Raw genomic sequence first — 26,008 nt, 5'->3', positions numbered from 1 at the left:
AAAAAAATAAAAGCCGTTCTTCCTCAAAAACGACTTTTATTATAAAAACAGTACAAAAAACCCCAGATGTTTTCTGTACCAATTTTATTTACGAAAGAAAATATAGTGCGGTTTTAAAAATTTTAAATTTTAACATAAAAAAAGCCGCTCCTCCTCAAAAGCGACTTTTTATAACCTTAAATAACTGAAAAGTTCTTTCTTTTCTGCTTCAAAACTAGCGTATTAAACTTTTTTAAATATTAATCTAGTGTTACCATTTGGAAAAATAAAGGTGGGATTCAAAAAATAGTGTTAAAAGATATTATTTTCTCACAAAAAATGTCTGTAAAACCTTCTTTTTACAGATAAAATGTTTAATTTATACGTTGAATAACATATATTCGCACGCAAATTTATTGAACCTTACAATCTTCCCATTATGAAAAACATTAAATTACTTTTTTTATCTTTTCTAGTTTGTGGTTTTTCTTATGCTCAAGTAGGAATAGGAACCACTGATCCAGACCCATCTTCCATGTTGGATGTAGAATCTGAAACACAAGGAATGTTGGTACCGAGAATGACTACGTTACAAAGAAATGCAATTGGTGACCCTGGTCCCCCTGCTATTCCACCCGCAGACGGTTTATTGGTTTATGATACCGATGAAGCTTCTTTTTATTACTATGATGGAGGTGATGATAGATGGGTAAAAATTAACTCAGCGTCAAACCAAAGAGATAATTACGTTCTTGTTAAAAGTAAAGCAGATCTACCAACTCCCTCTGGCGGTACAATAACGTTAGATGAAAATACTTACTACGAAATAAATGGTACAATTAATTTAGGGGCCGACTCAATTGACTTGAACAACGCGTATGTTTCTGGTTTAGATGCAAATGAAGATGTTTTGGTTTCTTCAAATACAGTGTTCATTGGAAGTACTGGAGGTGCTATTAGAAATGTGACCATTACAGGCGGAACAGCTTTCAATATTACTGGAGGAAATCTTTTACTTATTCAGAATACAATTATAGCCAATATGGCTAGTGTTGGTACAATTTCAAACGTAGGTACTTATTTTACAAATATTGTTCAATTTGTTGGTAATTCAAATGGAGTAACATATTCCAACATTGATAATCTGTTATTGAATAATCAAGCATGGTTAGATAGTAATAACGGAACTTTTGAAACTCTCTCTGGGACTTTTCAATTAGTTGAAAAGGTTAGTGGTTTTAGTACTGTGAACGGTTCTGATGTTGCATTAGATGTAAGTACTAATCCAAATGTAGGCAAAGGGGTAATACAAGGAACGGTTTTTTCAGGTACAACATCAGCTCCTTCAGGTTATATTAACAGGTACTCTGTTGGATCTTATACTAGTTACAATTTTAGTAATGATTGGACAGTTAATGCGCCGGGTATTCCAAGAGAGAGTGATGATGTTGCAACAGGTAACCTTTACTATGATTCTTCTTCTGTGGTTAATGTAACAAATACAACACCTTTTAAGCTTCCAGTAAATACTGATGCAATTCGACTTTTTAGATCTGCAGAAGGTACTGGTGCTAACAGTGAAAATCGAATTATTTATAGAGGTGAAAAGGGAAGAGCTTTAAATGTTTTTACAACCTTGTCTTTTACAGCAACAGCAGGAACTCGTTTAGCTTTTTCGATATACCAAAATGGATCATTAGTTACAGGTACAGAAACTATTGTTGATGTCCTACAAACTAATCAAAGACAGTCAGTATCAATTATAGGTACAGTTAATGTAGTTAAGGATGATTATATAGAAATTTTTGTACAAAAATTATCTACTGGAAATGAACAACTTCTAGTTACTTCTTATAATTTGCTGGTTAACTAAATTGTTTTTATTCATAAAATCCAAAACCTTCGGCAATACATACCGAAGGTTTTTTTGTGCCTTTAAGCTATCGTGAAACACTATAATGCTTCCGGGTTTTATGTGTTGTAATACATTTTGAAGGCATTTCTCTTCAGATACAGAATTATCATAATCATAACTCAAAACACTCCACATAATAATTTTATACCCTTTTTGTTGAAGAATCCTAGACTGTTTTGAAGTTAGTTTTCCGTAAGGTGGTCGAAATAACTTAGTATTTTGATTTAAATACGTTTCACAAATTTCAACATTTTTAATGTATTCTGAAGGTTGGGTTTGCCAGCCGTTTAAGTGATTAAAAGTATGGTTGCCTACCGAATGACCTTCGGCAAGGATTCGGTTATAAATATCAGGATGTTTTTTAATGTTGTCGCCAATGCAAAAGAAGGTCGCTTTGGTGTTGTATTGCTTTAAGGTGTCTAATACCCATGGTGTGACTTCGGGAATGGGTCCATCGTCAAAGGTTAAGTAAACATTGTTATTATTATTGGGCAATGCCCAAATTCGCTTCGGATAGATCCGTTGCACAAATTTGGGCACTGTTACCAAACGCAGTTTCACTTTTTATTCTTCTATTGCTTCATTTAAAATTTCATTAGGAACTGAATCTGCCATAATTTGGATAGATTCTTTTTCTTGAAGATCTTTTTCAACATCAACACCTTCATTCTCATTATAAAAATGACGGAATAATTTTAAGTAGTCATTAAATCCTTTTGCTTCTTCCTTTGCAAATGCCTCGTCATCATAAACAATAAGTATATCTACCAAGCCTCGATAGCGTTCCATGTCGCTTATTATTTCGTCGGCTATTGCATATTGCCTGTTTACTTTTAAACCGCTGTAATAAAGAAGTTTTTCTTGGTATTTTTTTGACACTTTTTTGTACAATTCACGCGCTTTTTCTGGCTTACCTACTTCATAATACCCCAATACAAAAGGTTCTAATAATGAATAATATTCAAAATATTCAACAGGCATTTTTTCCATAGCTAAGTCGAGTACATCTTCAGCTTTATCTTTTTTGCCTTCGTTAATTAAGTTTTCTGCTAAACGTGCTAGATTACTTCGGTACGTGATTCCATTGCGTCTAGTTTCAGTATCGTGATAAATATCTGGACTTCCGCTGTTGCCCCAATCCCAGTTCATCACAATATCATACATTTTTTCAGTATCTACACGGCCCATATCAAATGGATTGCGTGGGTTTATAGGAGTTCTTATTGGCACTAGTTTGTAAACCACGCCATCTAGTTGCAAGTAGTCTTTCATCCATAGGTAATCATCATCACCAAAGGCCCCACCACTGAAATAAATAGGGCGCTCCCAGTCGTTATTGGCGATAATATCTAGCATCATCATTCTATTTTTATAAATAACATTTCCTTTTAATCGAATAAATAGCTCATCAACAATTTTATCTGCATCTTTCTGCGGAACAATTCCGTTTTCTAAAACAGCCTGTTTATCTACAGGAACACGTATTGTTTTGGCAGGGAAGGTGTTGGCCATTTGGTTGCTTTCAAGCTCTACTTGTGTAGCAGGACTATCATTTGCAACCCAATTCATCCATGTTTTTATATCTACAGTATCTTTTTTAGTTTCTTGAAAATATAAGAAATCACGTGTACCATAGCGATACTTATCGTGCGTTAATTGTGATGGTATAGGGTCGCTTGTGAAGGCTTTTTTCTTCATATCATCTATATACCAATCTGTCTGAAATAGACTCGTGTTGATTATACGAACATCTTGTCTATACCCTTCAATATTTTGTGCATACCACAAAGCAAAAGTGTCATTATCACCAATGGTAAATAATATGGCGTTTTCATCAACCGAATCAAGATACATCTTAGCCATTGAATTGGCAGTGTACCTTCCTGAACGATCGTGGTCATCCCAATTTTGGTATGCCAATAATACTGGTGAAGCTAGTAGCGTAGCACCTAATACAACTGGAATAGCAACTTTTGGTGACAGATACTCTTTAACCACTTCGAAAAGAGCGTAAACTCCAAAACCTATCCACATTGCAAAAATGTAGAATGAACCTACGAGTGCGTAATCCCGCTCACGCGGTTCAAATGGGCGTTCATTCAAATATATTTTTAGTGCGAGACCTGTAAACAAGAAAAATATGAGCAATACCCAGAATTTCTTTTTATCATTTTTAAAGAGGAAGACAATACCTAGAACTCCCAAAATGAGCGGTAAGAAAAAGTATGTGTTTCTTGCTTCGTTATTTTTCACATCACTTGGCAAATTATCTTGTGAGCCTAAACGCAACTCATCAATAAAATCAATACCACTAAGCCAATTACCGTGTAAATCTGTATATTGACCTTGAACGTCGTCTTGTCTTCCGGCAAAATTCCACATAAAATAACGCCAATACATATAGCCAAACTGAAACTCAAACATAAATTTGAGGTTTTGACCCAAAGATGGTTTTTCAATATCTAGTGCAAGTCCAAAGTCATTCATAAACTTGTCATAATCTTTACCGTCAACAATACCTTCGGCGTAAGCTTGCTTAAATTTATTCACCTCTTGTACCAATCGTTTTTCGCTTCGGTATTCGGGTTTTATGGTGAAATCTAGCCCTTCGGTAAAGTCTAAATAGTTTGCACTATTTTCAATACTCCACATTCTTGGTAAAAGCGCTTTTTGTGAATCGTCTGTGTTTTGACGGGCATTTTTATAGTCATTAACTATAACGTATTTACCGCTTTTTTCATCAACTTCATATTTTGGTTTTTCGTCCAAGTAAGGATTGTCAGGATCTAATCCTACATACTTTTCAGTAAAAAGGGGTCCATAAAACAAGTGAGTTTGTGGATATTGTTCTCTGTTGTAATAAGCTAATAACTCTCTAGCGTTAGATGGATTGTTTTCATTAATTACCGTTCCTGCATTGGCTCTCACTGGTAGCATCAACCAGCTTGAAAACCCAATAAATATGAATAAAATGCATAATAGTAATGTGTTGAACTGGGTGTAGTTTTTCTTTCGGGTATACCGAAGTCCAAAATAAAATAAAGCAATAAATAGAATACCGGCGATAAGTGTTCCTGAATGAAAAGGTAATCCTATGCTGTTTACAAAAAACAATTCAGAAGCACTGAAAAACTTCATTGTCATAGGTAAGAGTAGCTTAAAAATAAACAACAAAATAGCTACCATAACAATATTGGCAATAATGAAATTTTTAATAGTTACTTTCTTGTAGTTTTTAAAGAAATATAAAAACCCTATTGCAGGTATGGTAAGCAGTCCTAAAAAGTGAATCCCGAAGGAAAGCCCAATAATAAATGCGATTAAAATCACCCAACGATCGCCTCTTGGAGTGTTCATTTCTTTTTCCCATCGTAATCCGCAATAAAACAATAATGCTGTAATAAACGCTGAAGAGGCGTATACTTCTGCTTCAACAGCATTAAACCAAAAACTATCTGTAAATGCAAAACTCATAGAACCTATAAAGGCGCTTCCTAAAATAGCAATTGAGTTGGTGGTCGTTAATTCTTGATGTTTTGATACTACATTTCTTAGTAACATGGTGAGAGACCAAAACATAAATAAAATGGTAAATGCACTGGCAAAGACAGACATTAGGTTAATAGTAAGAGCTATGTTTGAAGCTTCCATTGCAAAAATTGAGAAAAAAGCACCCAATAATTGGTATAGTGGAGCTCCGGGTGGGTGACCTACTTCTAGGTTACTTGCTGTTGTAATATATTCACCAGCATCCCAAAAACTTGCTGTGGGCTCAACAGTAAGCCAATATGTAATTAAGGAAATAAGAAAGGCGGACCAACCTAATAATTGATTCCATTTATTAAAGTTAAAAGAAGCCATACACTCTACCAATTTTTGTTGTGGCGAATTTACTAATAATATATGTAGTGCTAAGCACCAAAACTATGTAACGTGCCAAATTGTAGGGATATTTTATCATTTTTTTAAAAAGTTGGAGAAGAAATAAGATTTTTTGCCATTTTTATTTGCTGAAGAAAAAGTTTGTATTAAATTTGCGTCCTCATTATGGAATTGGCCCATGGTGTAACTGGCAACACGTCTGGTTTTGGTCCAGAAGAGTCTAGGTTCGAGCCCTAGTGGGCCAACTTGAAAACCCAATCTTATATAAGATTGGGTTTTTTTATGCGTTTAAATCAATAAAACGGGCCAAAGTAGTTACCAGACGGCGATGGTTTTTCACAAAAGGATTGGAACGATCCCATACATAACCTGCAAGCACCGAGCAAATTTGCTTTTTTATATCGGGACTAGTTGTGTTATTAAAAAATATTTTTTGAAGATTACCAGAATACCACTCATCAACATATGTTTTAAAAACTGCGACTCCTTGTTTTAAATGATTTTCATAATCTTTATTCCAGTCTACAATATTTCCGTTTAATTTATCTGAAATTAATTTTGCCGCCAAAAGACCAGATTCTGTTGCAAATGTTACCCCAGAAGAAAATACAGGGTCTAAAAAACCAGCACTATTTCCGGTAATAACATATCCATTGCCATATAAATCACCCATAGGTCTGGCAAAATCTTTTAATTGTTTAGGTTCAAATAGAAAGTCACAGTTTTTAAAGCGGTCGTAATAATAATCAGAAAGCTTTAATAGTTTTTGAAGTTTTTCTGAAGAATTGCCCGAAAAACTATCAATAAAAACTTCGGGACCTACAAAACCTATACTAGTGTCACCATTTGAAAATGGAATAACCCAAAGCCAACTTTTTTCATTTACTACATCAAAGGTTATTAAAGTTCCTTCCTCGCCTTTGGGTCTTTTTATGTCTTTTACATGCGTAAATATAGAGGCATTGCCGTGACTTTTTGCCGGTTGAATTTCCGAAATTAATTTTGGGATAACACGACCGGGTCCGCTGGCGTCAATAACATATTTGGCATGTATGTTTTTTTTAACTCCGTTGGCAGAAATAGCTTTTGTTGTAGAAGAGCCGTTGGTTTCAAATTTTATATCTATTACTTCGGTTTCAAAAGATATAGAAACTCCCTTTTTTTGAAGTTCATCCGTCAAGGTTTTATCAAACTCGTCTCTCGGCACTTGCCAGGTCCAATCCCAGCCATTTGTATATTTTTCTTTAAAATCAAAATGGCAACTTTTATCTTCCTTTAAAAAACGAGCTCCTTTTTTTACTTGAAAATTCTTGGCTTTAAGGCAATCTAGCAAATCAACTTCTTGAAAATGCTCCATGCAGCGTGGTAATAGGCTTTCGCCTATAGTAAATCTAGGGAATTTACATTTTTCTACCACTTCTACGGTAAACCCTTGCTTATGTAAATATGCTGCTGCTACAGCTCCAGATGGTCCTGCGCCAATTATTAATACATCTGTTTTAAAGTCGTTCATTTAGAATCGTAGAAAGATTATTAATTTATTTTAATTTTACACCCCAAAATAACTACATTACGTTGGTTATTGCAGGATATTTTGCTAAAATTTCCAATTTACTTGAAATGAATATAGGTAACGATGATTTAGTACTTCAGGATTTTCACGATGTGGTTTTTTCTGAAAAAACTATTTCAATAGAAAATGCTGTTTTGCAAAAGGTTAAAGAGAGTTTTGATTTTTTGACCACTTTTTCTGAAAATAAAATTATTTATGGTGTCAATACCGGGTTTGGACCTATGGCACAATATAAGGTTGATGATTCAAAACGTATTCAACTTCAATATAACTTAATACGGAGTCATGCTTCAGGAACCGGAAATCAAATTCCTACTAAGTACGTTAAGGCCTCGATGTTGGCACGATTAAATACTCTTGCCATTGGTAAATCTGGTATGCATCCTTCTGTTATCACATTAATGACAACTTTGATTAATAGAGATATAATCCCGGTTGTCTATGAACATGGAGGTGTAGGCGCTAGTGGCGATTTGGTGCAATTAGCTCATATATCATTGGTATTAATAGGTGAGGGCGAAGTAATGTATCAAGGAAAAAAACAACCCACTTCCACTGTTTTTAAAAAGGAAAAACTAGAGCCAATTACTGTTGCACTTAGAGAGGGTCTTGCGTTGATGAATGGAACTTCGGTTATGTCTGGTATAGGCATTCTCAATACTATTCAAGCTAATAAGCTGTTAAGCTGGGTTATTGCAGCTTCATCTGCAATTAATGAAATTGTAAAAGCGTATGACGATCATCTATCTTTTGAATTAAACGAAGCCAAAAAGCACACTGGGCAACAACAAATTGCTCAACGAATGCGAACTCATCTAAAAGACAGTAAACTAACTAGAAAAAGAGAACATCATCTCTACAATGGTGAGGTAAAAGACACTGTAATTGAAGAAAAAGTACAAGAATATTATTCTCTGCGCTGTGTACCGCAAATTCTTGGTCCTGTTTTAGATACACTAAAGCATGTTGAAAAGATAATATTAGAAGAAGTAAACTCTGTTAATGATAACCCTATTGTCGACGTAAAAAAGCAACAAGTATATCACGGCGGAAATTTTCATGGGGATTACGTTTCTTTAGAAATGGATAAGCTTAAACTAGTAACAACAAAAATGAGCATACTTGCCGAGCGTCAATTAAATTATCTGCTCAACTCAAAGCTCAATGGTATTTTACCACCTTTTGTCAATCTAGGTGAACTAGGTCTTAATTATGGCATGCAAGGCGCTCAGTTTACAGCGGTTTCTACAACTGCAGAAAACCAAACGCTTTCTAACTCAATGTATATACATAGCATTCCAAACAACAATGACAATCAAGACGTTGTAAGCATGGGAACCAATGCAGCGTTATTAACCAAACGAGTAATTGAAAACACCTTTGAGGTAGTTGCTATTGAAATGATGACCATTATACAAGCGATTGAATATTTAAATATTCAAAATGAAGTTTCATCAAAAACAAAATGGTTATATGATGAAATAAGAAAGCTTGTTCCTCCTTTTAAAAAGGATGAAGCAATGTATCCGTATGTAAAAAAAGTGAAAGATTATTTAATAGATTCTGAAGTATGAAGTGTGCATTAGTAACAGGTGGATCAAGAGGGATTGGTAAAGCTATTTGTATACAATTGGCTATAGATAGTGAGTATCATATTCTTATCAATTATCGTTCAAATAAAGAAGCTGCTCTTCATACATTAAACGAAGTAGAACAAGCAGGCGGAAAAGCAACACTTTTACCGTTTGATGTTTCAGAAAGAGAAGAAACAATAACTGCTTTGCAAAAATTTAAAGAAGAAAATCCCAACGCTATTATTGAAGTACTCGTTAATAATGCTGGTATTACAAAAGATGGTTTATTTATGTGGATGAAACACGAAGATTGGAACCATGTGATTGATACTAATTTGAATGGTTTTTATAATGTAACCAATCACTTGATTCAATCCATGCTGATGAACCGTTACGGTAGAATAGTAAATATGGTGTCACTAGCCGCAATGAAAGGTAATGCGGGGCAAGTACATTATGCTGCAGCAAAAGGAGCTGTTGTAGCTGCTACCAAATCTCTTGCACAAGAAGTAGGTAAACGTAATATAACAGTAAATGCCGTAGCCCCCGGATTTATAAAAAGTGATATGACTCACACACTTGATGAAAAAGAACTTAAAAAGTTAATCCCGCTAAACCGTTTTGGTAATCCTGAAGAAGTAGCACACGTAGTTTCTTTTTTAGCTTCAGAAAAAGCATCATATATCACAGGAGAGGTGATCAATATTAATGGCGGAATGTATTCATAAGCAAAAAAATCGTGTAATTTTGTAACTCATTTAATTGTACTACACTCATGGCCGCAGATTGGGACGGAAAATCTCGGGGAACAGTCTTTGGTTTTAAAGTATTTGTTTTCTTTATCAAAAACTTCGGTATTCGTGCTGCGTATGCATTGATGCATCTACCCATTCCGTATTTCTGTTTCTTTTCACGAAAAAATGTGCGCGGACTTTTTTATTATTTCAGAAAAAGGCAACAGTATTCTTGGTTAAAAAGTTCCGTAAGTATTTATAAAGGATATTATCAATTTGGGCAAACGCTAATTGATAAAGTTGCTATTCAATCAGGGCTTCAACATAAATACACGTATGAGTTTGACGGAATACAAAACCTACAAGAAACCCTAGCTTTACAAAAAGGAGGTATTTTAATTAGTGCTCATGTGGGCAATTTTGAGTTGGCTCAATATTTTTTTGAAGAATTAGACCAAAAAGCAACTATAAGCATTGTGATTACCGATCAAGACCATAAAAACATAAAAGAATATTTAGGTTCGGTTGTGGGGCGTAAGCAAAACAATTTTATCATTGTAAAAGACGATATGTCCCATATTTTTGAAATCAATGCTGCATTAGCTCAAAATAAAATTATATGTATTTCGGGTGATCGGTATATGGATATAACAAAAGCTATTGAAGCACCACTTTTAGGAAAAAAAGCAAAGTTTCCGGTAGGTCCTTTTCATTTGGCAACTCGTCTCAAGGTACCTGTTTTATTTGTATATGTAATGCGAGAACCTAAAAAACATTATCATTTATATGCTCGAAAAGTTGAGGTTGCTTATCGTGATGTAAATGGATTGTTGACAAATTATACCCAAAGTCTCGAGCAGATTATAGACAAATATCCTTTGCAATGGTTTAATTTTTACGACTTTTGGGATGATATTGATTAAATGTTGAGTTTTGAAACCAGTAGCGCTTCCCATTACAGATCCTATTCTATTACAAAAACTGCTTCCGCAGCGCGAACCTATGATTATGGTTGATGCGTTGATGTATTACGATGAAAAATCAGTACATTCAACAATGACCATTTCAGAAAAAAATATATTTGTAGAAAATGGGTTTTTATCTGAAACAGGTTTGCTAGAACATATTGCTCAAACCGTAGCTTTACATACCGGTTATGCAGGATACTTAGAAGAAAAACCTGCCAGAGTAGGATACATAGGCGCTATTAAAAAAGCCGAAATTTTTAAAACACCGGCTGTCCAAGAAACCATTCATACCGAAATAGAAATTCTGCATGCGGCTATTGGTATTACATTGGTAAAAACTGTAACCAAGTTGAACAATACAATAATAGCAATCACACAAATGAAAACCATGCTAAAAGCGTAATGCAACAACCAGTTTACATACAAGAAGGATCTGTGATTACACCGCTGGGATTTACTATTGCTGATAATATTTCTGCAATTGAAAAATCACAATCTGCCATTCAAGAACAAAATAAAACTGAAATTCTAGATACGCCCTTTTATGCGGCGATGATTGATTCAGAAAAAATTGACACCACTTTTAAGAGCTTGGACGATGCTTCAAAATATATGAAATTGGAAAAAATGATGTTGCTTTCGGTTGCTGAAACACTTAAGAAATCAACGTTAACCATTTCAGACAAGACGGCTCTTATTGTAGCAACTACAAAAGGAAGCATCGATGCCTTAAACACCGATAATCCTTTTCCTGAAAAACGAGCCTATTTATCAGTTTTGGCTAAAACAATTCAATCTTTTTTTGGTTTTAAACAAGAACCTATTGTGGTTTCAAATGCTTGTGTTTCTGGAATACTAGCCGTTGCCGTAGCCAAGCGACTTATTCAAAATAATATATGTGATAATGCGGTTGTGGTCGCAGGTGATTTGGTTTCAAAATTTACGGTAACGGGGTTTAATACCTTTCAGGCATTGAGTGACGGCCCTTGTAAGCCTTACTCAAAATATAGAAATGGCATTAGTATTGGTGAAGCAGCAGCATCGGTAATTGTTTCAAAAGAAAAAAAAACATCTTCTATTCAAATACTCGGTGATGGTTCTTGTAATGACGCCAATCATATTTCGGGACCTTCTAGAACCGGCGAGGGGTTGTATAAAAGTATAAAATCTGCAATGCTCGAAGCCAATGTAGTATCAAATGAAATTGATTTAATTTCAGCTCACGGAACAGCCACAATTTACAATGACGAAATGGAAGCCATTGCTTTTAATCGCGCTCATTTACAAGATGTACCTTTGCATAGCTTAAAAGGAACCTATGGTCATACCTTAGGCGCTTCAGGACTGCTGGAAGCTATAATTGGTTTTGAAGCGATGAAACGCAATACATTATTTCCTTCATTGGGGTATGACGAATCAGGAATTTCAAAACCCCTACATATCATTAAAGAAGTAAAAAATAAATCCATCAGCACTTTTTTAAAAACAGCCTCAGGTTTTGGAGGTAGTAATACAGCTGTGCTTTTTAAAAATTAATTTTGAATACTCAATTAAACATACAAGCTTGGTGCAGCGTACAAAAGGGTACAGTGATGTGCAATGGCAAGAAAATTGTGACTACAAAAAATACACGTTCTTTTTCTGAATTTGCTAAACACGTCTACAAACACCAAGAATGGGAGTATCCCAAGTTTTTCAAAATGGATCGATTGAGTAAATTAACATTTTTGACTTCTGAAATAGTATTGAATTCAATACCTATAAGTTCTAGAGATAAAGAGCGAATGGCAGTAGTGTTTTCAAATAAAAGTGCTAGTTTAGATACAGATAAAGTATATCAAGACTCCATAAACAGCATAGAACACTTTTACCCAAGTCCTGCTGTTTTTGTGTACACATTGCCCAACATAGGAATGGGAGAGGTATGCATTAAAAATAAGATTCAAGGTGAAAATGCTTTTTTTGTTTTTGATGAATTTAACCCCTTATTTTTAAAGCAATATGCTGAGAGCCTTGCTAATAATCAAAAAGCAAAACACATTCTTTGTGGTTGGACCGAAATAGGTGAAAAAGGATATAATTCTTTTTTATATTTGGCATCCCAAAAAGGAACGCTTCCATATACGGAAGAAACGATTAAAAAATTATACACCCAAAGTTGATGGACGCATTAAAGCAGGAACTGAAAGAAAATATTATAGAGCAATTAAACCTCGAAGAATTTACCGTTCAAGATATTGATAACGATGATGCACTCTTTGGTGATGGTCTGGGATTAGATTCTATTGATGCTTTAGAATTAATAGTAATGCTTGATAAAGACTACGGAATAAAACTAACCGACCCTGAAAAAAGTAAAGAAATTTTTCAGTCAATCAATGTTTTAGCAGATTATATAGCCAAACATCGCACAAAATAGTACTTAAATGAATAATGAAGTCGCCATAACCGGAATGGGCATACTTTCTGCCATTGGTAATTCGGTTCAAGAAAATAGGCGCGCACTTCTTAGTTCAAAAAGTGGGTTAGGAACTCTAAAGCATATAGATTCTAACCATAAAAATGCTATTAAAGTAGGAGAAGTATCGCTTACTAATTCTGAGATAGTAAAAAGACTTAACCTTTCTGAAAAAAACAATTTTACGCGCACAGCATTATTAGGTACTCTGGCTGCAAAAGAAGCTATGCAACAAGCCAAAGTATCAAATTATTCAGATTATAAAACCGGTTTTATTTCAGCAACAACAGTTGGTGGGATGGATATGACCGAAAATCACTGGAATCAATTTGCTTCAAATTCAGAAGTTCAAAAGTATATTTCTAGTCATAATGCCGGCGATAGCACAGAAAAAATCGCTGACTATTTTGGTATTACAGATTACGTTACTACAATAAGCACAGCATGTTCATCTGCAGCCAATGCCATTATGTTGGGAGCCCGATTATTGAAAGCCGGAAAACTAGACCGAGTTATTGTAGGAGGAACCGATGCTTTGTCAAAATTTACCATAAACGGTTTTAAATCATTGATGATACTAAGTGAAAGCAATTGCAAACCCTTTGATGCCAACCGAAGCGGATTAAATTTGGGTGAAGCAGCAGCTTATTTGGTTTTAGAATCAAATAAAGTAGTTGCTGAACAAAACAAAAAGGTATTAGCATACGTAAGTGGTTACGGTAATGCTAATGATGCTTTTCATCAAACGGCCTCATCCAAAACCGGAGAAGGAGCATTTTTGGCTATGGAAAAAGCATTGAAAACAGCAACATTAAATGCCACTCAAATCAGTTATATAAACGCCCACGGAACCGCTACACAAAATAATGATTTATCTGAAAGTGTAGCGTTACAACGAGTTTTTAAAGAAATGATTCCTAGTTTTAGTTCAACAAAACCTTTTACCGGTCATACATTGGCTGCTGCCGGAGCGGTAGAAGCTATACTTTCAATTATAGCAATTCAAGAAAATAAAGTTTTTGCCAATCTAGGCTTTCAAAATCAAATGCCCGAAACGGGTTTGTATCCAGTTACACAGCTTGAAAATAAAGAAATTAACCATGTGCTTTCAAATTCGTTTGGCTTTGGAGGTAATTGTACCTCATTAATCTTTTCGCGACCATGAAACCATGTTACATTCATAGCGTTGTAAGTATTTCGGCACAAGAGAGCTTTTCTGAAGATGTACTTTTTTCTGAAATAAAAAACTATCCAGAATTTAAAGTTTCAGCAATACACCCTTCTTATCGGGATTACATTGCACCAGCTCAATTACGTAGAATGTCACCGGCTGTAAAAATGGGTGTTGCAGCTTCAAAAAAAGCTCTGGAAATATCAGCTGTTACTCAACCTGATGCTATTATAACCGGTACCGGTTTAGGCTGTATTGCAGATACCGAAACTTTTTTAAATACTGTTATTAATCAAGAAGAACAATTTTTAACCCCCACTGCTTTTATACAATCTACACACAACACGGTTGCCGGACAAATTGCATTGGCTTTAAAGTGTAGAGCTTACAATACAACGTATGTTCACGGTTCGGTATCATTTGAGTCTGCTTTGATTGATGCGCAACTTCAAATTGAAACAGAAGAAGCAAAGCAAGTTTTGGTAGGCTGTGTTGATGAACTGGGAACCAAATTTGTAGATTACATTCATCTTGTTGAGCAAAGTCAACAGCCTTCTATTAATGTTCCGCTGGGTGAAGGTGCTACTTTTGGTGTATTATCATCCAAACAAAAAGGTGCTGCAGCAGTTTTAAATGCTGTGGAAATAAATTCAAAAATTACTATTGACGAAATCACTACTAAAATAAAAGCATTTTTAAAGCAAAACCAAGTTGCCATTGATGAGGTTGATGCAGTGATTTTGGGTATTAATGGGGATGGTTTTGACATCTATTATCAAACTATAACAGAGCTTTTTGTAAACAGCGATATTCTTCAATTTAAAAAATATGTGGGCGAATTTTTTTCGGCTTCTGGTTTCGCTTTTTGGATGGGAACTAAATTATTATCTGGTAAAACTCTTCCGGAGGCTTTTTATGTTAAGAAAGTTGATAAAGAACCCTATAAAACTGTTTTATTATACAACCAATTTAAAGGAAGCCAACACAGTTTTGTACTTTTATCACAATGCTAAAATTTATTCACATAACATCGCTCGCAGCTATTGCTTTGCTAGGTTTTATAGTACTTGATTGGTTTTATGAAATATCTCCTATTGCCTATATAAGTATTGTGTTGTTATGGCTATTGCTGGTGCTTTTAGGGTCATTTAATATGCGATGGCAGTTTTTTACATCGTCTATCATAAAAAGTTCAACCTCAGAAAGAAAAGTAGCAATAACTTTTGATGATGGTCCTCATCCCGAATTTACACCCAAAGTGTTACAATTACTGAAATTGTACAATGCAAAAGCTACCTTTTTTTGCATAGGAAAACACATAGAAAGCTACCCTAACATTGTAAAACAAATACATGTTGAAAAACATAAACTTGCAAATCATTCGTACTCTCATGCGACCAATTTTGGTTTTTTCAGAAAAAATAGGATTGTTGAAGAGCTTAAAAAAACAGATGCGTTACTTGAGCAAATTACCGGAATGAAGAATACATGGTTTAGACCGCCATACGGAGTTACCAATCCATCAATAGCTAGGGCATTGCGTGATACCAACCATACAGTAATAGGGTGGAATGCTCGCTCCTACGATACAGTGTTAAAAAATCCTACTAGGGTTTTAAATCGTTTGCAAAAGAAAATACAACCGGGCTCTATAATCTTGTTGCACGATACGCACTCTAGATGTCCAGAAATTGTGGAACATTTGTTGCAATTTCTGAAAAAAGAAAATTATGATTGTGTAACTATTGAAACACTTTTAAATGAAAGTTAAACTTAAATTTTTTATCGTTTCTGTGTCTATTCTTTTCGTGCAGCAATTACATGCGCAAACAGAGTTGACGCCTTCAGAAATAAATCAATTTAAAGCTCAAGTAGCCGAAACTGCTAGTCAAACAAAAACCATTGTTAGTGACTTTGTGCAAAAAAAAGAAATGGACTTTCTTCAAGATGAAGCGATTTCAGAAGGAGAATTAACCTTTAAAGCACCCAATCTAATTCGGTGGGAATACAAAAAACCTTATACGTATCAAGTAATTTTTAAAGGAGATGAGTTATTTGTTAATGAAGAAGGGAATAAGAAGGTGATTGATTTACGTTCAAATAAGCTTTTTAAAAGTTTCAATTCGCTTCTTGTCAACAGCATTAAAGGAACTATGTTTGATGATGAAGCTTTTGAGATTTCATACTTTAAAATTGAAAAAGGATTTAGGGTAGATTTTATTCCTAAGGATAAGAGAATGCGTCGTTTTATTGCTTCATTTCAGCTTACCTTTTCTGAAACAGACCATCAAGTAACCCAATTAAAGCTAATTGAGCCTTCAAATGATTTTACGGTTATACTCTTTGATAATAAGCAGATTAATGTTTCGGTACTTGATTCGGTTTTTAAAATGTAGATTGTATGTTATTGCCTAATTTATATGAAGTTGTAAATAAAGAAGTAGATAAAGATGAGGCTGTTTCTGTGACAGTTAGGGTGAATGAAAACCATTCAGTTTTTGAAGGTCATTTTCCTGAAAATCCTGTAATGCCCGGTGTTTGTATGCTTCAAATTATAAAAGAACTTTGTGAACAACACCTGCATACATCTCTTTTTCTTCAAAAGGCTTCACAAGTAAAGTTTACCGCTTTGATAAACCCGAATCTTCATCCCCAATTAAGGATACATTTGGCATTTAATCAAGACGAAGAGACTGTAAAAATAAAAAACACAACTACCTTTCTAGATGGTACGGTGGTATTAAAATGTAATGCTATTTTTGTGGAAAGAAATCGTGTGCATGAAAACGATTGAAAAACATACAACTCTGTCTGCAAACTCTCATACAACGCAAAAATTAAAGTATTACAACTGTTGCGTGTTGATACCTACTTATAATAATTATAAAACCTTACAACGAGTTCTGGATGGGGTTTTGGAATATACAGACGATGTTGTTTTGGTTAATGATGGCTCTACAGATGAAACCCGAAAAATTCTTTCTGCATATCCTCAAATTGAACAAATTCATATAGACAAAAATCAAGGAAAAGGATATGCTTTAAAAAAAGGATTTAAACATGCTGTTTCACTAGGTTTTGAATATGCTATTACACTAGATAGTGACGGACAGCATTTTGCATCAGATATTCCAATTTTTATTAATGAATTAGACATTTCAGAAAATAAAAATATACTACTAATTGGCGATCGCAGGATGAATGAAGCCGAGGTGTTAGCTCAAAGCCGAAAAGGTAATAAGGTTTCTAGCTTTTGGGTGCGTGCAGTAACAGATATTGAGCTACACGATACACAATCTGGCTTCAGGTTGTATCCTATAAAGCAAATGCAGAGCCTTTCTTTTTTCAGAAATACTAAAAAATTTGAATTTGAAGTTGAGGTGCTTGTAAAAGCCCACTGGGCTGGTACATTGGTTAAAAATGTACCTATCAAAGTTTTGTATGACCTTAATGAACGGGTTTCGCACTTTAGGCCATTTATGGATATTGCTCGCATTACTATTTTGATTATCTGGTTTTTGTTGGTAAAGTATTTTTATATCCGTCCGCGTGACTTTTTCAGAAAAGTAAAGCAAATGGGGCTCCGGCAATTTTTAAAAGATGAAGTTTTGGGTAGTAATGATTCTCCAGAAAAGAAAGCGTTTTCTGTAGGGTTGGGTCTTTTAATAGGATTGTCACCTTTGTGGGGTTTTCATACAGTGATTGTTATTTTTCTTGCCATAGTTTTAAAATTAAACAAAGTAATTGCATTTGCTTTTTCAAACATTAGCTTACCGCCTTTTATTCCTTTTGTTTTTTTGGCAAGTTTAGCCACAGGCTATTGGGTTTTGGGTCAAAATGAAGAGGTGACTCTAGCAAGTGTAACCAATAACTTTGAAGTTGTTACTTCATTAAAAGCTTATTTTATTGGGAGTATTGTGCTTTCAGTAGGAGCGGCAATTATCTTGGGAAGCTTATCTTATATCTGTTTTTACTTATTTGATTCAAAAAAAGTACGAACTAATGGATAAGGTTTTTTACAAGCTGTATCTTCATTTTCAAAAAAAGAAAACATTTTTTTTTATTGTTTTAATTGCCCTTAGTGTTGGGCTGGCTTTTGTAGCCTCAAAAGTTTCATTTGAAGAAGATATCTCTAAATTAATTCCTTCCCATTCAGAAAACAAAGAGCTTCAAAAAGTACTTAAGCAGGTTCGCTTTGCAGATAAAGTAGTTGTTACTATTAAAAAAGAATCTGGCACAACTGAAAGTTTAATAGCATATGCTTCGGCATTAAAAGAACAATTACTACCTCTCAAAGATGATTACATAGATAAAATTCAAGGTGTTGCTGAGGAAGAGTCACTTTTTGAAACAATGGATTTTGTTTATAACAACCTTCCTTTATTTCTTTCTGAAAACGATTATAACGTTATAAGAAAAAGAATTTCTGAAGATAGTATTTCAGAAAAGATGAAAGAAAACTATAAAACCTTAACCTCACCTTCCGGATTTATTACCAAAAAGCAAACGCTTAGAGATCCATTACATGTAACCAATCTTGCATTAAATAACCTTAAAAATATTGGTGTAGAAGAAGGATTTAAGCTAAAAGACGGTTATATAATGACCGAAGATGAACAGCATATTTTGTTGTTTATTACTCCAAGTTTTGCTTCTTCCAATTCTGAAAAAAACGCCGTTTTTACAGAAAAGTTGTATCAACTTCAGAAACAGTTAAACACAGAGTTTGAATCAAAAGTAGCGAGTAAATATTATGGAGCTGCCTTTATAGCTGCTGCAAACGCCAAACAAATAAAGCAAGATATTATAGTAACCATAGGCATAGCGTTAACGGTTTTACTTATTGTTTTTATTGTTTATTATCGCAGTTTTTGGGTTCCTTTAATACTTATTTTTCCTACTTTTTTTGGTGCGTTAACATCAATTGCATTTTTGGTGTTGTTGCGGCCACAACTTTCGGCTATTTCTTTAGGAATTGGAGCTATTTTACTTGGGATTACCTTAGATTACGCTTTACATATTCTTACACATATAAAAAACGGAGAACAAGGAAAAGAGCTTTACAAAAGTATTACAAAGCCAATATTAATGAGTAGTTTAACTACAGCGTTGGCTTTTGTTTGTTTGTTGTTTGTCAACTCGCAGGCGCTACAAGATTTAGGTATTTTTGCTGCCGTAAGTGTTGTTGTTGCTTCGGTGGTAGCGTTGTTGTTTATTCCGCAGGTGTATCAACATACATTTAACGCTTCGCAAACACATACCGAATGGTTTTCTCGTTTTGCAAACTATCCTTTGCATAAAAAACCATTATTTATAAGTGTGCTCGTGTTATTGATATTGGTAAGCTGTTTTAGCTATAATACAGTAGGTTTTAATAAAGATTTGGAACAGTTAAATTACAAACCAGAACAGCTGGTTAATGCAGAAAAAGAACTTCAGTCAATTAGTAATTCAATTTCAAAATCGGTTTATGTTGTAGCATATGATGCTTCTTTAGAAAAAGCCTTGCAGCATAATGATTCAATTTATCATGTATTACAAGTGTTGCAAAAAGATTCAAAAATTGATGCTTTTAAGTCGGTTGGTAAGTTGATTTCATCAGAAAAAAAACAACAAAGTGATATACAAAAGTGGAACCGATTTTGGCATCAAGAACGACTTAATCAGGTTTCAAAATTTATTGAACAAACTTCAACATCAATTGGTTTTAAAACAGATGCTTTTTCAGGTTTTAATGATTTGTTGACGCGTAAGTTTAAACCATTACAGCTATCAGATTATCCTAGCTTTGGCAGTGAGATGATTTCAGATTTTATTTCAGAAGAAAGGAATTTTTCTACAGTAACATCAATTATTACATTACAAAAAGACCAATATAAAAACATTCAAGAGGCGTTTAAAGGCTTTAAAAACACTATAATTATTGATAGAAAAGAATTAAACGAAACCTTGTTAAGCAATCTTCAACGAGATTTTAATACATTGATTTTTTATTGTCTTGGTATTGTGATATTGTCTTTATTATTATTTTATCAAAACTGGAGGTTGGCCTTGGTTACTTCTTTGCCTATATGTTTAACGTGGTTGTTGACAATTGGTTTAATGGGATTGTTACAGTTAGAGTTTAATGTGTTTAATAGTATAATTTCGGCGTTTATTTTTGGGTTAGGGGTTGATTATAGTATTTTTATTACAAATGCTTTACTTCAAAACAGCAAGATTGTTTTAACCACGCATAAAACTGCTATTCTACTGTCGCTTTTAACAACCATTCTTGGCGTTGGTGTATTGATTTTTGCCAAGCATCCTGCATTGCATTCGGTTGCTTTGGTGTCTATGATTGGTGTTTTTTCAGCAGTATTAATTGCATTTACAATACAGCCTTTGTTATTTAAACTTCTTATTTTTAAAAAAGAAATAAAGCACAATGGGAACAATTAAAACCACTACAATTATAAGTGTAGAATCTATTACCAAAGAAACTTTTGTAGCCAATTATTACAAGCCACAACGTCCGGTGTTAATTAAAGGGTTTGCAAAACAATGGCCTGCGTATGAAAAGTGGAACTTAGAGTATATTCAACACTTGGCGGGAGATCAAATAGTTCCTTTATATAATAACAAACCTACCAAAGGTCATAAAAAATCGGTTGTACCCGCAAAAAAGATGAAGCTTTATGATTATATAGAATTACTTAAATCTGGCCCAACAGATTTGCGTATGTTTTTTTATAATGTGCTTCAAAAAATGCCACAATTAACCAAGGATTTTGACTATCCCGATATTGGATTACCTTTCTTTAAAAAATTACCTGTTATGTTTTTTGGTGGAAAAGGCTCAAAGGTATTGGCTCACTATGATATGGACCTGGCAGATTTACTCCACGTTCATTTCCACGGAACAAAAAAAATATTGCTTTTTGAACCCGACCAAGCCAGATATTTATATAAAGTTCCGTTTACCGTTCATAATGTTGAAGCAATAGATTTAGACAATCCAGATTTTTCAAAATATCCTGCATTACAAGATTTAAGAGGAATTTCTGTAGAGATGAAACATGGTGACGCTTTGTATATGCCTAGTGGCTATTGGCATTATGTATCGTATCAAGATGCTGGGTTTTCAATTACCTTGCGGGCCTTCCCTCGAAAAGTAAAAAAACTAGGAAAACTACTTTCCAATTTGTTATTTATGCGCAATTTTGAAAATATCATGCGGTACATTGCCGGAAGCAAGTGGGTAGATTATAAAGAAAGTAGTATGATAAATCGCATAAATAAACGATATAAAAAACGCAATGAAAATGCGTAATCAGTCGCTAATTCTATATTTATCACTTTTATTGGTGATTACAGGTTGTGGTGTAAAAAAATCACTAGAAGACCGTCCAGATATTAGCTCTTACAACGCTACAATTCCAGAAAGAATTAAATATAATGATTCAACATTTGTAGCAGGTAATAGCTTTCTCATAAAAAACAAATATGCACAGTGGGAATTATATGTTGAAGGAGATCCGCTAGAAATAGGGTTGCTCACAGGTAGCTTAACCCAAGAGTTGCTTCAAAAACAAGAACGTGTTTTTTTAAAAAAAGTTGAAGAATTGGTGCCATCAAAAGGTAAACAAAAGTTTCTTCAGAAATTTTTATCATGGTACAATCGTAAACTTTACAAACACATAGATGAAGAATATAAAACTGAAATATATGGTGTGTCGCAATATGCTTCAGATGAATTTAACAACATAGCGCCGCCTTATTTACGGTCGTTGTACTTGCACGGAGCGCACGATATTGGGCATGCTTTAAAAGATTTAATGCTAGTAGGATGCAGTTCGTTTGCAGTTTGGGATGAAAAATCTGAAGACGGAAATTTGCTCATAGCACGTAATTTTGACTTTTATGCGGGCGATGCTTTTGCAGAAGATAAAATCATCGCTTTTGTAAATCCAGATACTGGTTATAAGTTTATGTCTGTCACTTGGGGAGGAATGGTAGGTGTAGTTTCTGGGATGAATAATCAAGGGTTAACTGTCACAATCAATGCAGGAAAATCTTCAATACCTTTGGTTGCAAAAACACCAATATCATTGGTTACGCGTGAAATTTTACAATACGCCTCTACAATTGAAGAAGCGATTGAAATTGCAAAAAGAAGAGAGGTTTTTGTTTCCGAAGCTATTTTTATAGGAAGTGCCAAAGACGGAAAAGCCGCAATTATTGAAGTTTCTCCCAATGATTTTGGAGTGTATGATGTTGAGAATACAAGTCAATTAATTTGCTCAAATCACTTTCAAAGCGAAACATTTGCAGATGATAAAAAAAATGCAAAATGGATTAAAGAAAGTCATTCTCAATATCGATTTGATAGAATGGATGAATTATTAACCGAAGAAAAAAAAGTAAACCCAACCGAAGCTGTTGCAATACTTCGTAATAAAGATGGATTAAATAACACTCCCTTAGGCTTCGGAAATGAAAAAGCTTTAAATCAATTGTTAGCACACCACGGTATTGTTTTTCAACCCAAAGACTTGAAAGTTTGGGTGTCTTCAAACCCCTATCAATTGGGAACTTTTGTAGCATATGATTTAAATGAAATATTTAATGAAAATCATGTGTTTTCAGGAAATAGTATTTCAGAAGAAAAAAATAGTATTGAAGAAGATCCATTTTTACACACCAAAAAGTATAAAAGTTATGAAACCTATCGTATTTTGGAACGCGAGGTTGAATCACTTATGGAACACAATCAAACCGTAAGCCAAAAAAAGCTACAAGCACTTATTACTAAAAATCCAAATTACTGGAAAGCCCATTTCTTGGTAGGGAAATATTATTACCAACAAAAAAAGTTTAAACAAGCATTGACAGCTTTTCAGAATGCTAAAAAAAAGGTAATTACAACGGTTCCCGATGAAGAAAACCTTGACCAATTAATACGAAAAACGAAACGAAAACTATGATATCATTTCCTGAAATAGAAAAAGCATCTCCACAAGAAATAAAACAATTTCAGGAAAGAGAACTGCAAAAAACCTTACGATATGTTGAGCAAAACTCTCCATATTATCAAAGGCTGTTTAAAGAAAACGCGATTAATGCCAATGCAATTACAACACTAGAGGAGTTGCAACAAATTCCTACCACCGGTAAAGATGAGTTACAGCAGTTTAATGATGATTTTTTGTGTGTTACAAAACAACAAATAATTGATTATGTAACTACTTCGGGAACGTTAGGAGATCCGGTGGTGGTTGGTTTAACAAATGCAGACTTAGATAGGCTTGCGTATAACGAAGCAATTTCAATGGCTTGTTCTGGTGTTACCCAAGAAGATACTATTCAATTAATGACCACCATTGATCGCCGGTTTATGGCCGGAATGGCTTATTTTTTGGGAGCACGCAAGCTAGGTGCCGGAATTATACGTGTAGGATCAGGAGTTCCCGAGTTGCAATGGGATTCTATTTTAAAGTTTAACCCTACTTACCTCATTACAGTTCCTTCTTTCTTATTGAAATTAATACGATATGCCGAAACTCATACTATTAATTTAAACGAAACATCTGTAAAAGCAGCTATTTGTATAGGCGAGCCTATACGTGACCAAGATTTTTCAAAAAACATACTTGCTGAAAAAATTCAGTCAAAATGGAATATTGAGCTTTTTTCAACCTACGCCTCTACCGAAATGAGTACCGCATTTAATGAGTGCCAAGAACAACGTGGAGGGCATCAACATCCAGAATTAATCATAACTGAAGTTCTAGATGAGAATGATAATCAAGTTGCCGAAGGAGAGGTAGGAGAGTTGACCATTACCACACTAGGTGTTGAAGGTATGCCGTTAATACGTTTTAAAACTGGCGATATGGTGCAGATGCATACAAAAGCTTGTCCCTGCGGAAGAAACACCAATCGCTTAGGACCTGTAATAGGAAGGAAAAAGCAAATGATTAAATACAAAGGAACAACTCTGTATCCGCCGGCTATGTTAAATGTGTTGCAACATTTTGATGAGGTAGAAACATTTGTGGTCCAGATTTCTACAAATGATTTGGGGACCGATGAGATTGTTTTAAAAATAGCTTCAGAAACGCCTTCAAAAGAATTAATAGGAGCAATTAAAGATCATTTTAGAGCAAAACTACGCGTAACACCTACCATTGTGTTTGATACAGTTCAAACCATTGAAAAATTACGAAAAAGTAAAACCGAAAGGAAACCACAAATTATTATAGATACTAGATATTAATTGTTTTCTATAGGAATAGTTTCTTGAAGTAACTTCCACATATAACTAGATTCTGAAGAGGAATCTAAGTCAAAAACCGAATAATAGCGAATCACTTTTGTAGAGTCTTGAGGATCTATACGGATGGGCCTCAACGTGTCTGGTCTATGGCTTTTATGAATTGCAAAACCATTGACTACAGGTTTCCATTGATTGTTTTTTAATCTGTACAGAAAATATTTATTGAAGTTTGTATCTTTCAATTTTACAGTTGCAAAGAGAATATCTTGGCTTATTCCTTTCAGCTTTAAGGTGTCAAGACTAGCTCCATAACTTTTCGGAATAAAAATTTCTGGAAAGGTATCATTTTCAAAAGCAATTGTGGTAACCCCTTTATTTAAATCAACGTTTTTCACATAGCTATAAAAAGCGCCATTATCGCCATTAAATTTTCCAGAAATAGCACCTTTGGGTATAAGAGGTTTTTCAGTTTTAAGTTTTTTACTATCAGGAGTATCTGTGTCAATAATGTTTTGTTGCTTTTTTGCAGGGCTGCCACAGCTTATAATAGAAAATAAAACCAAAAAGAGAATAAGGTGCTTCATTAAATTTTGAACGTTATAACTGGCATCTTGGCGTGGTTTACAAGATCTTCACTTATACTTCCGTTAAAAAAGTGAGCCAATCCTTTTCTTCCGTGGGTGCTCATTCCTATAAGCTGCATATTGTTTTGCTTGGCAAAATTTAAAATACCTTTTTCTACAGATGTGTCGTTAAACACATTCAATGTATAGTTTTCAGCGCCCATGCCTTTTATAAAGTTATTCATAATCTCGTGCGCTTCGGTAGTTGTTTTAAAGCCGCTTGGGGTGTTGATGTACAATAAATGCATTTTGGCGCCCAATGTTTTGGCAAAAGACTGTGCTTTTGTGTAGGGTTCTCGGCACTCTTCAGAAAAATCTGTAGCAAAAACAAAATCGGTTACCTCAAAGTTTTCATGTTCATTTTTAATAACCAAAACAGGTATGTTTGAGGTGCGTACTACCTTTTCGGTATTACTTCCTATAAACATTTCTTTAAAACCACTCGCTCCGTGAGAGCCCATTACAATTAAATCTATGTTTTTGTCTTTTACTGCATTGAGAATATCTTCATAGATCTCACCGTGACCAATTGTTTGGTTTATAGTTACATTTTCTAGATAAGGTCGTTCTAGAATATCTGCAAAACGTTTTTCGGTTAATTTTATAAAATAAATTGATTCAGGTAGAGCCCCAGTGTTGGTCGCTCTGGTGAGATGGCTGGGTAATTCTACCGTATGGAATAAATAAATTTCACTATCGTGCTTTTCTGCAATTTGCACAGCAACTTTAAGAGCGTTTTCAGCTTGTGTAGAAAAATCTGTAGGAACTAAAATACGTTTCATAAATGAAATTTTTTATGTTATGTTTTGTAGCATTAAGGTACAAAAATAAAATGGTAGCCGCTCATTTTTATAATATTAAAATTTGTAGTAT

The 26,008-nt window shown here is 34.3% G+C and carries 23 protein-coding genes and 1 tRNA gene; 19 read left to right on the top strand and 5 right to left on the bottom strand.

The genetic code is table 11. The features are described 5' to 3' along the window. The first annotated feature begins 418 nt into the window (after nucleotides 1–418). Nucleotides 419–1,852, top strand: coding sequence for a hypothetical protein (locus INR76_RS02795; protein WP_223109142.1), 1,434 nt, complete (start codon nucleotides 419–421; stop codon nucleotides 1,850–1,852). Here the strand turns inward: INR76_RS02795 and INR76_RS02790 are convergent. Beyond that, nucleotides 1,820–2,455: a polysaccharide deacetylase family protein gene (locus tag INR76_RS02790; RefSeq protein WP_370632418.1), complete on the bottom strand. Its 636-nt coding sequence runs from the start codon at nucleotides 2,453–2,455 to the stop codon at nucleotides 1,820–1,822. The genes INR76_RS02795 and INR76_RS02790 overlap by 33 nt on opposite strands. A gap of 3 nt (nucleotides 2,456–2,458) precedes the next feature. Next, on the bottom strand, nucleotides 2,459–5,755 hold the full coding sequence (locus INR76_RS02785) for a DUF2723 domain-containing protein (protein WP_223109141.1): 3,297 nt from the start codon (nucleotides 5,753–5,755) through the stop codon (nucleotides 2,459–2,461). Between the two features lie 193 nt (nucleotides 5,756–5,948). Here INR76_RS02785 and INR76_RS02780 point away from each other — a divergent pair. After that, nucleotides 5,949–6,021, top strand: a tRNA-Gln gene (locus INR76_RS02780). A 35-nt stretch (nucleotides 6,022–6,056) separates the two neighbouring features. Here INR76_RS02780 and INR76_RS02775 read toward each other — a convergent pair. After that, nucleotides 6,057–7,289 (bottom strand): NAD(P)/FAD-dependent oxidoreductase, encoded by a 1,233-nt coding sequence (locus tag INR76_RS02775; RefSeq protein WP_223109140.1) that lies wholly within the window; start codon nucleotides 7,287–7,289, stop codon nucleotides 6,057–6,059. 107 nt (nucleotides 7,290–7,396) lie between these two features. Between INR76_RS02775 and hutH the strand changes: the two genes are divergently transcribed. The 17 genes from hutH (at nucleotide 7,397) to INR76_RS02690 (ending at nucleotide 24,512) form a co-directional block, all read left to right on the top strand. Then, nucleotides 7,397–8,923 (top strand): histidine ammonia-lyase, encoded by a 1,527-nt coding sequence (gene hutH / locus INR76_RS02770; protein ID WP_223109139.1) that lies wholly within the window; start codon nucleotides 7,397–7,399, stop codon nucleotides 8,921–8,923. Next, nucleotides 8,920–9,651 (top strand): 3-oxoacyl-ACP reductase FabG, encoded by a 732-nt coding sequence (gene fabG, locus INR76_RS02765; protein WP_223109138.1) that lies wholly within the window; start codon nucleotides 8,920–8,922, stop codon nucleotides 9,649–9,651. The genes hutH and fabG overlap by 4 nt, the downstream gene beginning before the upstream one ends. Nucleotides 9,652–9,698: 47 nt before the next feature. Further along, complete coding sequence (locus INR76_RS02760; RefSeq protein ID WP_223109137.1) at nucleotides 9,699–10,580, top strand: lysophospholipid acyltransferase family protein; 882 nt, start codon at nucleotides 9,699–9,701, stop codon at nucleotides 10,578–10,580. A gap of 10 nt (nucleotides 10,581–10,590) precedes the next feature. After that, nucleotides 10,591–11,028, top strand: a complete 438-nt coding sequence (locus INR76_RS02755; RefSeq protein WP_255592761.1) for a hypothetical protein — start codon at nucleotides 10,591–10,593, stop codon at nucleotides 11,026–11,028. Continuing rightward, a complete protein-coding gene (locus INR76_RS02750) occupies nucleotides 11,028–12,161 on the top strand; it encodes a beta-ketoacyl synthase N-terminal-like domain-containing protein (protein WP_223109136.1) in 1,134 nt (377 codons plus the stop codon). The genes INR76_RS02755 and INR76_RS02750 overlap by 1 nt, the downstream gene beginning before the upstream one ends. Before the next feature lie 77 nt (nucleotides 12,162–12,238). Then, the gene (locus INR76_RS02745) at nucleotides 12,239–12,787 is read left to right on the top strand and encodes a 3-oxoacyl-ACP synthase (RefSeq protein WP_223109135.1); all 549 of its coding nucleotides are present in this window, start codon (nucleotides 12,239–12,241) and stop codon (nucleotides 12,785–12,787) included. After that, the gene (locus tag INR76_RS02740) at nucleotides 12,787–13,044 is read left to right on the top strand and encodes a phosphopantetheine-binding protein (protein WP_223109134.1); all 258 of its coding nucleotides are present in this window, start codon (nucleotides 12,787–12,789) and stop codon (nucleotides 13,042–13,044) included. The genes INR76_RS02745 and INR76_RS02740 overlap by 1 nt, the downstream gene beginning before the upstream one ends. A gap of 7 nt (nucleotides 13,045–13,051) precedes the next feature. Then, nucleotides 13,052–14,248, top strand: coding sequence for a beta-ketoacyl synthase (locus tag INR76_RS02735; protein ID WP_223109133.1), 1,197 nt, complete (start codon nucleotides 13,052–13,054; stop codon nucleotides 14,246–14,248). Further along, nucleotides 14,245–15,267 (top strand): beta-ketoacyl synthase chain length factor, encoded by a 1,023-nt coding sequence (locus INR76_RS02730; RefSeq protein ID WP_223109132.1) that lies wholly within the window; start codon nucleotides 14,245–14,247, stop codon nucleotides 15,265–15,267. The genes INR76_RS02735 and INR76_RS02730 overlap by 4 nt, the downstream gene beginning before the upstream one ends. Continuing rightward, nucleotides 15,261–16,025 carry a polysaccharide deacetylase family protein gene (locus INR76_RS02725; RefSeq protein ID WP_223109131.1) on the top strand — a complete coding sequence of 255 codons (765 nt, stop codon included), beginning with the start codon at nucleotides 15,261–15,263 and terminating at the stop codon, nucleotides 16,023–16,025. Before INR76_RS02730 ends, INR76_RS02725 begins: the two co-directional genes overlap by 7 nt. Next, entirely contained in the window at nucleotides 16,015–16,650 is a 636-nt protein-coding gene (locus INR76_RS02720) for an outer membrane lipoprotein carrier protein LolA (protein ID WP_223109130.1), read from the top strand. The genes INR76_RS02725 and INR76_RS02720 overlap by 11 nt, the downstream gene beginning before the upstream one ends. A 5-nt stretch (nucleotides 16,651–16,655) precedes the next feature. After that, on the top strand, nucleotides 16,656–17,048 hold the full coding sequence (locus tag INR76_RS02715) for a 3-hydroxyacyl-ACP dehydratase (RefSeq protein ID WP_223109129.1): 393 nt from the start codon (nucleotides 16,656–16,658) through the stop codon (nucleotides 17,046–17,048). Continuing rightward, nucleotides 17,035–18,264, top strand: coding sequence for a DUF2062 domain-containing protein (locus INR76_RS02710; RefSeq protein ID WP_223109128.1), 1,230 nt, complete (start codon nucleotides 17,035–17,037; stop codon nucleotides 18,262–18,264). Before INR76_RS02715 ends, INR76_RS02710 begins: the two co-directional genes overlap by 14 nt. After that, nucleotides 18,257–20,695, top strand: coding sequence for an MMPL family transporter (locus INR76_RS02705; RefSeq protein ID WP_223109127.1), 2,439 nt, complete (start codon nucleotides 18,257–18,259; stop codon nucleotides 20,693–20,695). The genes INR76_RS02710 and INR76_RS02705 overlap by 8 nt, the downstream gene beginning before the upstream one ends. Then, nucleotides 20,682–21,566: a cupin-like domain-containing protein gene (locus INR76_RS02700; protein ID WP_223109126.1), complete on the top strand. Its 885-nt coding sequence runs from the start codon at nucleotides 20,682–20,684 to the stop codon at nucleotides 21,564–21,566. The genes INR76_RS02705 and INR76_RS02700 overlap by 14 nt, the downstream gene beginning before the upstream one ends. Continuing rightward, nucleotides 21,553–23,220 (top strand): C45 family autoproteolytic acyltransferase/hydolase, encoded by a 1,668-nt coding sequence (locus tag INR76_RS02695; RefSeq protein WP_370632417.1) that lies wholly within the window; start codon nucleotides 21,553–21,555, stop codon nucleotides 23,218–23,220. The genes INR76_RS02700 and INR76_RS02695 overlap by 14 nt, the downstream gene beginning before the upstream one ends. Further along, nucleotides 23,217–24,512, top strand: coding sequence for a phenylacetate--CoA ligase family protein (locus INR76_RS02690; RefSeq protein ID WP_223109125.1), 1,296 nt, complete (start codon nucleotides 23,217–23,219; stop codon nucleotides 24,510–24,512). Before INR76_RS02695 ends, INR76_RS02690 begins: the two co-directional genes overlap by 4 nt. Here the strand turns inward: INR76_RS02690 and INR76_RS02685 are convergent. Further along, nucleotides 24,509–25,096, bottom strand: a complete 588-nt coding sequence (locus INR76_RS02685; protein ID WP_223109124.1) for a hypothetical protein — start codon at nucleotides 25,094–25,096, stop codon at nucleotides 24,509–24,511. The two genes, INR76_RS02690 and INR76_RS02685, sit on opposite strands and share 4 nt — an antisense overlap. Next, the gene (locus INR76_RS02680) at nucleotides 25,096–25,917 is read right to left on the bottom strand and encodes a universal stress protein (RefSeq protein WP_223109123.1); all 822 of its coding nucleotides are present in this window, start codon (nucleotides 25,915–25,917) and stop codon (nucleotides 25,096–25,098) included. Before INR76_RS02680 ends, INR76_RS02685 begins: the two co-directional genes overlap by 1 nt. Nucleotides 25,918–26,008: the final 91 nt, after the last annotated feature.

Source organism: Marixanthomonas sp. SCSIO 43207 (assembly GCF_019904255.1).
GTDB lineage: Bacteria > Bacteroidota > Bacteroidia > Flavobacteriales > Flavobacteriaceae > Marixanthomonas.
Note: the sequence above shows the minus strand (reverse complement) of the source record. Positions and strands in the feature narration are given on the sequence as shown.